We start from the raw sequence: 6,897 nt of genomic DNA, 5'->3' as shown, positions 1-6,897 counted from the left end.
TTAGCTAAGGACTATAAAATTAGTTATAGCGAACCCTTATTAATTGTATCTATGTTCAATTTGATATTGAATACACTCTTAATAAATATCGTAGTTATCCAATTTTTAGAACAAAGTGTTGTGAGTTTTCTATTTGAGTATTCTAATTAGCTTTGACATGCATCAATCTCCAAACAAAATTTTTAGGCTATTTGTACTATCCTTTCAATGCCAGTAAAACAGCCTCTTCTGCATGTATTGCTGTCGTATTATATAATGGGATGTCGGTGTGGTTTTGTTGTAAAAGGAGTGGTAGTTCAGTACATCCTAAAACTATTGCTTCAGCCCCACTTTTATGAAGGGTATCCACTATTTCAAGGCAGTGCTGACGAGATTTGTTGTCAATAATCCCCAAGCAAAGTTCATTATAAATAATATTATGAATAGTATCTTGTGCATCAATATCAGGCACTATAACGTCAATTCCAAACTTATTAATAATACGCTGTTTATAAAAGCTTTCTCCCATGGTAAAGCGTGTTCCAAGCAACCCTACTTTCTTTATATCATCCGCAACTAACTTGCTACCTGTTGCATCTGCAATATGGACGAGAGGAATAGAAACAGAAGATTCAACTTCAGAAGCCACCTTATGCATTGTGTTCACGCACATTAGAAGAAAATCAGCACCACCAGATTCAATGAGCTTCGCTGAATTTGACAATACTGTAGCAATCTCACTCCATTTATTCTGACGCTGTAACTTCTCAAGTTCTTCAAAGTCAACGCTACACATAGTGATTTTTGCCGAATGCAACCCTCCAAGCTTATCCCTGATCGATTCATTGATCGCTTTGTAGTAGATAACTGTTGATTCCCAACTCATTCCACCCAACAATCCAATTGTTTTCATTTCAGCTTCTCCATGTTTTATGACAATATAGAGTTTAAAATATAGTTGAAACCAATATTTTACCTTTACATATTGCAGCTTTAAAATATCGTGTCAAATGAAATTTCACTTATTTATTGATAATTTAGTTTTTATGCAATTACTCAAGAAACATTAGAAATGACTAATAAATCTAAATAACAGCATAGCATCGCTAATTACTTGATGTATTCGATAAAATAAATCAGTATCCAATTAATGTTTAAAATGTCAAATCATCAATTTTGCTTGTAAACCATACCTGGCACAGCATATGAATCATACAATAATTTGTAAACAGTAAAACTTTATCATCTTACATTGTCTCCTATATGGAACACTGTGTAACATTGCTTTTGTAATTCACTATTGATATAACACCCAGAAGCATAACAATTTGCACAATACAGAAAATAAAACACATTACTCAGCAAAAGGAAGTAAACACCAGTTAAAAACACTGAATAAAAATTTGCTTGAAGATAAATCACAGCGCAGCAATAAATGTCTTAGCCAGCATTTTCATATAAGCCATGGGTTAATTTTTTGTGATGTACTATAGCTAGGTAGATAATATGAATTTAGACACACTAATGATGTATTGTATATTTGCTTTCTTTTATATAGTAAGCCCTGGTCCTGCTGTTTTTATTTCTATTTACAATGGCGCAATAAACGGAACAAAACCCGTTGTCATATCAGCATTTGGAAATGTATTAGGGTTGATACTATTGTCGACATGTTCAATGTTTGGATTAAGCACATTGATAAGAACCTCTGCTCTATACTTCAATATCTTTAAAGTTGCCGGCATCATTTATTTATTCTATTTGGGAATTAAACAATTACATCTGATTTTTAAGCCTGATAACAATGAATTTGATAGAAAAAAACCAACTAATAATAGTTATACTACATACTTTCGTGAAGGTTTTTTCTTGGCTGTGACAAATCCAAAACCAGTGATATTCTTCACTGCTCTATTTCCACAGTTCTTAAATATTGACGATTCTATTGGTTATCAATTTATCTCCATGACATTGATATTTATCACTATTTCTTTCTTCGTACTTGTCAGTTATGGCGCAATAGCCAACTATGCTAGTTCAAAAATTGAAAAATCACCCACAAAAACAATATGCTGGTTTAATCGCATCAGCGGAGCAACGTTTCTTGTTCTGGGCGCTAAACTTTTCTATTTAAATAAGTAATGAATATACGAACATACCTTCTAGCTTAAGCGTCAATGGGAGTTACAAATCATTAACTCGTGGTGTATGAGATTAAACGATAGAAAGTTGCGGCTTGTACCATGTTAAAAACGATATCCCCACCTAAAAGGAAATAACCATGAATAATTCTGTTAATTTATTAGAAAAACTAAAGAAATTTGACGATTTTTGGTCCCCCAGAGTCATTGCTGAAATGAATGACTATCAGGTAAAAATCGCGAAATTTAAGGGGGAGTTTACTTGGCATGACCACAAAGATACCGATGAATTGTTTTTTGTCGTATCTGGCTCAATGCGAATCGAATTTCAACATGGTTATGTTACCCTCGATGAAGGCGAAATCTATGTTGTACCCAAAGGTGTCACCCACAAACCTGTGGCTGAAACAGAGTGTCACGTTATGTTAATTGAACCTAAAGGAGTAATAAACACCGGCGATATAGATAGTGAGCTAAAGGCGGAAAACAATGTCTGGGTCTAATTTTTCGATTGTACTTTTTTAGAGTATAAAAAAACCTTTTTAAATTTAAAGCTCAAGTCTCAGAGAGCAAACTACTTCAGCCTATGTGTAATCCCTATTGGCTTTGAAATCGCCACATTGGCAATAATCTGGGTTTAGATGACTAAGCTAGTCACAAGCTATCGCCTTCAACACTACACGTTATGTTTTTACCTCGAAGCCACTTAACCGAATTCAATAACTATTTCAGCGGTTCAACGTTAAAAATACTTTAAATATGAGCGCTGGCTGCATTACTAAGTTCTGTAGTTTAACGTTGGAATGTGTACCAAAAGTAACACAAGTACAGGTCCAAAAATCAGTTGAACACCATTTAACCAAATAAAAAACTTCAAGCCGAAAGTGACACTTCGGCTTTTCCATTTTCACAACATCACCTTGCATCTTTCGTTGCGAGTCAAGGCGTTGAATGGTCTAATACCCTCAATCGGTTCCGTAAACGGTAAGCAGAATGCACCAAGATAATCAGCCCACTTTTTTCTTTTTTGATTACGAGACTTGGGGAACAAGTCCAGCCAAAGATCGTCCAAGCCAGTTCGCAGGCGTTCGCACTGATGAAAACTTCAATATCATCGGTGAACCTTTGGTCATGTACTGTCGCCCACCTGCTGATTACCTTCCTTCGCCAGAAGCAGCTTTGATCACTGGTATTACACCACAAAAAGCAATGCAAGAAGGCTTACCTGAACCTGAGTTTATCGCCAAAATTCATGCTGAATTGTCTAAACCAAAGACGACTAGCCTTGGCTACAACAGCATACGTTTTGATGATGAAGTCACTCGTTACACTTGCTACCGAAACTTCATCGATCCATACGCATGGAGCTGGCAAAACGGCAACTCACGATGGGATTTGCTTGACGTGATGCGAGCATGTCATGCCCTGCGTCCTGAAGGCGTAGAATGGCCAGAGAACGATGAAGGCTTTACAAGCTTCAAGCTAGAGCATTTATCCGTAGCGAATGGCATTGAACACAGCAATGCTCACGATGCGATGGCCGACGTGATTGCCACGATTGAAATGGCGAAGAAAGTTAAAGCCGCCCAACCTAAGCTATTTGACTACTTTTTCTCGATGCGTAACAAGCGCAAACTCAATGAGCTGGTTGATATTGTCAATATGACTCCGTTGATGCATGTATCAGGCATGCTTGGGCGTGAATGCCAATACACAAGCTGGATTGTGCCTGTGGCTTGGCACCCAACCAACAACAACGCTGTTATCACGATTGATTTAGCCAAAGATCCTCAGCCGATCCTTGAACTTTCAGCGGAAGAACTGAAAGAACGCTTGTACACCAAGCGTGACGAATTGGGCGACTTACTGCCTGTACCAGTGAAGCTGGTGCATCTGAACAAGTGCCCTATTCTCGCTCCAGCAAAAACATTAACCGCGGAAAATGCGGAAGTCATTGGTATTGACCGCCAACAATGTTTAAACAATTTAGCGTTGTTGCGCCAACACCCAGAGATCCGAGAGAAGCTGATTAGTCTATTCTCTATAGAACGTGAATTCGAAAAGAGTAATGACGTTGATACGCAGCTTTACGATGGTTTTTTCTCGCCTGCTGATCGCGCTGCTATGGACATCATTCGTGAAACCGATCCGAATAACTTAGCCGCACTGGACATTGAATTCGATGATAAACGAATCAAACCATTGCTTTTCCGTTACCGTGCTCGCCATTATGCAGGCACATTAGATGAACAAGAACAAAGACGCTGGGCACAACATTGTCGTGAAGTTTTCGAAAGTCAGATTGAAGAGTACATGATGAATTTAGAAAACTTAGTTCACGAACATGAAAGTGACGAAAAGAAGATAGCAATATTAAAATCCGTCTATCGTTATGTAGAGAGCCTAGCCTCCTAATTTCTTACCTTGTTCAAGCGCACCTTCGGGTGTGCTTGTTGTTTTATATGCTGTCAAAATGATAAAAGATCGATTACTACAGCTGATCCATTTGCTCATCTCCCTCGCACTCATCATGGGAGCACTTGGTATCGGCAACACCATTCAAAAATTCATTGGCATTTCTGTTCCAGGAAGTGTCATCGGGATGCTTGTGCTGTTTTTCTCAATGACCCTTGGCTTAGTCAAAGTGGAATGGGTTAAGCCAGGTGCAACCCTATTCATCCGCTATATGATCCTGCTATTCGTGCCTATCAGCGTGGGTCTGATGCAACACTTCGATATGCTACTGGCTAACGCGCTGCCAATTATTGCGAGTGCAGTAGGCGGCTCACTGATCGTATTGGTCAGCTTGGCATGGTTCTTAGATTACTTACTGAAGGAGAAGCACTAGTATGTGGTTACTTGTCACTATTGTGGTTTTCCTTGCCGCACGCCAAATTGCAATCAAGGTGAACAATCCGATTGCTAACCCGCTTTTGATCAGTATCGCGGTATTAATCCCGTTGCTAACCTTTTTGAAAGTGCCATTTGAAACATATTACGCTGACAACGAATACATCAGCTTTTTACTTCAACCCGCCGTTGTGGCGCTGGCATATCCACTTTATGAACAACTGCCTCAAATCAAAGCCAATTGGCGCATTATCACTCTAGCTTGCACGTTAGGTAGTGTTATGTCCATGCTTACCGCTACGCTCATTGCGGTGGCATTTAAAGCTGACATTAGCTTAATAGCCAGCTTGGTTGGTAAGTCTGTGACGACCCCTATCGCGATGGAAATCTCTAGCCACTTAGGCGGAGAAGCAGCTGTTGCGGCAATTTTAGTGCTTATTGTGGGTTTGTTTGGTGCCATCCTTGCGTACCCGATCTTCAATATCATTGGTATTAAGCATCCAATTGCGCGCGGTCTAACAATGGGTACTGTTTCTCACGCTCTCGGCACCGCAACATGTGCTGAGAAACAACCGGGAGATGCAGCGTTTTCATCTCTTGCATTGGTGCTTTGTGGCATCATCACCTCGATTCTCGCGCCAAGCTTCTTTGCTTTGGCGGTTTGGTTATACCAATAATAACCTCAATGACCTGCTTTGCTATCAAGTGAGCAGGTCATAATCTCTTCCAGAAAATTCGCAGTATGAATATACGTTGATATAGTTATTAGTGGGACAGAGATAACGTTAAATCTTAGTGAAATCGAATACATGTGTGAGCTCACTCTAATTATGTAACGTAAATTATCATTGCACACATTAACGTGATCTAAAGCACAGAACATTTCCACCTTTCACATAGAATAACTGTCCATGCAATAACAAGGATTCAACATGAAAAGTCGCATTGAACAGGCGCTAGCAAGCGCTCCTGAAGCACTTTCAACACCTCTTGCTCCTATCGTCCTTTCTGACGATTTTGATGCCACTATTTCTGAGCAACAGTTTGAAGCGCTACTAAACGCTACCAATCTTTCTGATAAAGAGCTTCGTGTTGCTCTACTTCCTTTTGCCGCTGCGTTTTCTTACGCACCGATTTCTGAATTCTATGTAGGCGCGATTGTTCGTGGTCTATCTGGTCGCCTTTACTTCGGTGCGAACATGGAGTTTTTTGGTGTTCAGTTAGGTCAAACTGTTCATGCTGAACAATGCGCGATTAGCCATGCTTGGATGAAAGGCGAACGTGGTGTTAAAGATATCACCATTAACTACAGCCCTTGTGGTCACTGTCGTCAGTTCATGAATGAACTAACTACGGCGAAAGAATTAAAGATCCAATTGCCAGAGCGCGAAGAAAAGTCACTACACCACTACCTTCCAGAAGCTTTTGGTCCTGCAGACTTAGGCATCGAATCTGGTCTAATGGCAGATGTAAAACACGAGTTTGTGTGTGATGAAGATGACGCTCTGATTCAAAAAGCGGTGAGCGCCATGAACATCAGCCACGCGCCTTACACTAACAACTTGAGCGGTATTGCTCTTGAGATGAACAGTGGTCGCGTATTCCAAGGTGCTTACGCAGAAAACGCAGCATTCAACCCTAGCCTTCCACCACTTCAGGTTGCACTGATTCAAATCCTGATGGCTGGTGAGCAGTTTGAAGACATCAAAGCTGCTGCTCTGGTTGAGAACTCACAGGGTAAGATCAGCCACCTAGCCGATACTCAATCAACACTAGAGGCACTGAACCCAGATATTCCAGTGAGTTTTGTTAACATTTAACTCACAATGCTCTTATGAGAGAGGCTCTGCATGACGCAGGGCCTTTTTTTATTGTTTAAAATCACACGCAAACGTTTGCTTCGTTCGCAAAAATCAGTATGATCCCC

At 40.0% G+C, this 6,897-nt stretch carries 7 protein-coding genes; 6 read left to right on the top strand and 1 reads right to left on the bottom strand.

The annotated features are described in order from the left end of the window. Nucleotides 1–196: 196 nt before the first annotated feature. Entirely contained in the window at nucleotides 197–892 is a 696-nt protein-coding gene (locus OH463_RS23900) for an aspartate/glutamate racemase family protein (RefSeq protein ID WP_042606224.1), read from the bottom strand. 593 nt (nucleotides 893–1,485) lie between these two features. Here OH463_RS23900 and OH463_RS23895 point away from each other — a divergent pair. The 6 genes from OH463_RS23895 to cdd all read left to right on the top strand — a co-directional run bounded on the left by OH463_RS23895 (nucleotide 1,486) and on the right by cdd (nucleotide 6,790). Next, nucleotides 1,486–2,121, top strand: a complete 636-nt coding sequence (locus OH463_RS23895; RefSeq protein WP_269992868.1) for a LysE family translocator — start codon at nucleotides 1,486–1,488, stop codon at nucleotides 2,119–2,121. Between the two features lie 139 nt (nucleotides 2,122–2,260). Beyond that, complete coding sequence (locus OH463_RS23890) at nucleotides 2,261–2,623, top strand: cupin domain-containing protein (protein ID WP_050921748.1); 363 nt, start codon at nucleotides 2,261–2,263, stop codon at nucleotides 2,621–2,623. 490 nt (nucleotides 2,624–3,113) lie between these two features. Then, nucleotides 3,114–4,535 carry an exodeoxyribonuclease I gene (gene sbcB, locus OH463_RS23885; RefSeq protein ID WP_005445536.1) on the top strand — a complete coding sequence of 474 codons (1,422 nt, stop codon included), beginning with the start codon at nucleotides 3,114–3,116 and terminating at the stop codon, nucleotides 4,533–4,535. A gap of 58 nt (nucleotides 4,536–4,593) precedes the next feature. Next, nucleotides 4,594–4,968 carry a CidA/LrgA family protein gene (locus OH463_RS23880; RefSeq protein ID WP_005445537.1) on the top strand — a complete coding sequence of 125 codons (375 nt, stop codon included), beginning with the start codon at nucleotides 4,594–4,596 and terminating at the stop codon, nucleotides 4,966–4,968. A 1-nt stretch (nucleotide 4,969) separates the two neighbouring features. Beyond that, nucleotides 4,970–5,647 (top strand): LrgB family protein, encoded by a 678-nt coding sequence (locus OH463_RS23875; RefSeq protein WP_005445538.1) that lies wholly within the window; start codon nucleotides 4,970–4,972, stop codon nucleotides 5,645–5,647. A 255-nt stretch (nucleotides 5,648–5,902) separates the two neighbouring features. Next, nucleotides 5,903–6,790 carry a cytidine deaminase gene (gene cdd / locus OH463_RS23870; RefSeq protein WP_269992865.1) on the top strand — a complete coding sequence of 296 codons (888 nt, stop codon included), beginning with the start codon at nucleotides 5,903–5,905 and terminating at the stop codon, nucleotides 6,788–6,790. Nucleotides 6,791–6,897: the final 107 nt, after the last annotated feature.

Origin of the sequence: Vibrio sp. NFR, from assembly GCF_027587095.1 — a bacterium.
GTDB classification, from domain to species: Bacteria; Pseudomonadota; Gammaproteobacteria; order Enterobacterales; family Vibrionaceae; genus Vibrio; species Vibrio harveyi.
Note: the sequence above shows the minus strand (reverse complement) of the source record. Positions and strands in the feature narration are given on the sequence as shown.

What these genes read in the sequence shown, in the direction of transcription:
- OH463_RS23895 (WP_269992868.1), top strand. Translation starts at nt 1,486, where the DNA reads ATGAATTTAGACACACTAATGATGTATTGTATATTTGCTTTCTTTTAT.
- sbcB (WP_005445536.1), top strand. Translation starts at nt 3,114, where the DNA reads ATGCACCAAGATAATCAGCCCACTTTTTTCTTTTTTGATTACGAGACT.
- cdd (WP_269992865.1), top strand. Translation starts at nt 5,903, where the DNA reads ATGAAAAGTCGCATTGAACAGGCGCTAGCAAGCGCTCCTGAAGCACTT.
- OH463_RS23880 (WP_005445537.1), top strand. Translation starts at nt 4,594, where the DNA reads ATGATAAAAGATCGATTACTACAGCTGATCCATTTGCTCATCTCCCTC.
- OH463_RS23900 (WP_042606224.1), bottom strand. Translation starts at nt 892, where the DNA reads ATGAAAACAATTGGATTGTTGGGTGGAATGAGTTGGGAATCAACAGTT.
- OH463_RS23890 (WP_050921748.1), top strand. Translation starts at nt 2,261, where the DNA reads ATGAATAATTCTGTTAATTTATTAGAAAAACTAAAGAAATTTGACGAT.
- OH463_RS23875 (WP_005445538.1), top strand. Translation starts at nt 4,970, where the DNA reads ATGTGGTTACTTGTCACTATTGTGGTTTTCCTTGCCGCACGCCAAATT.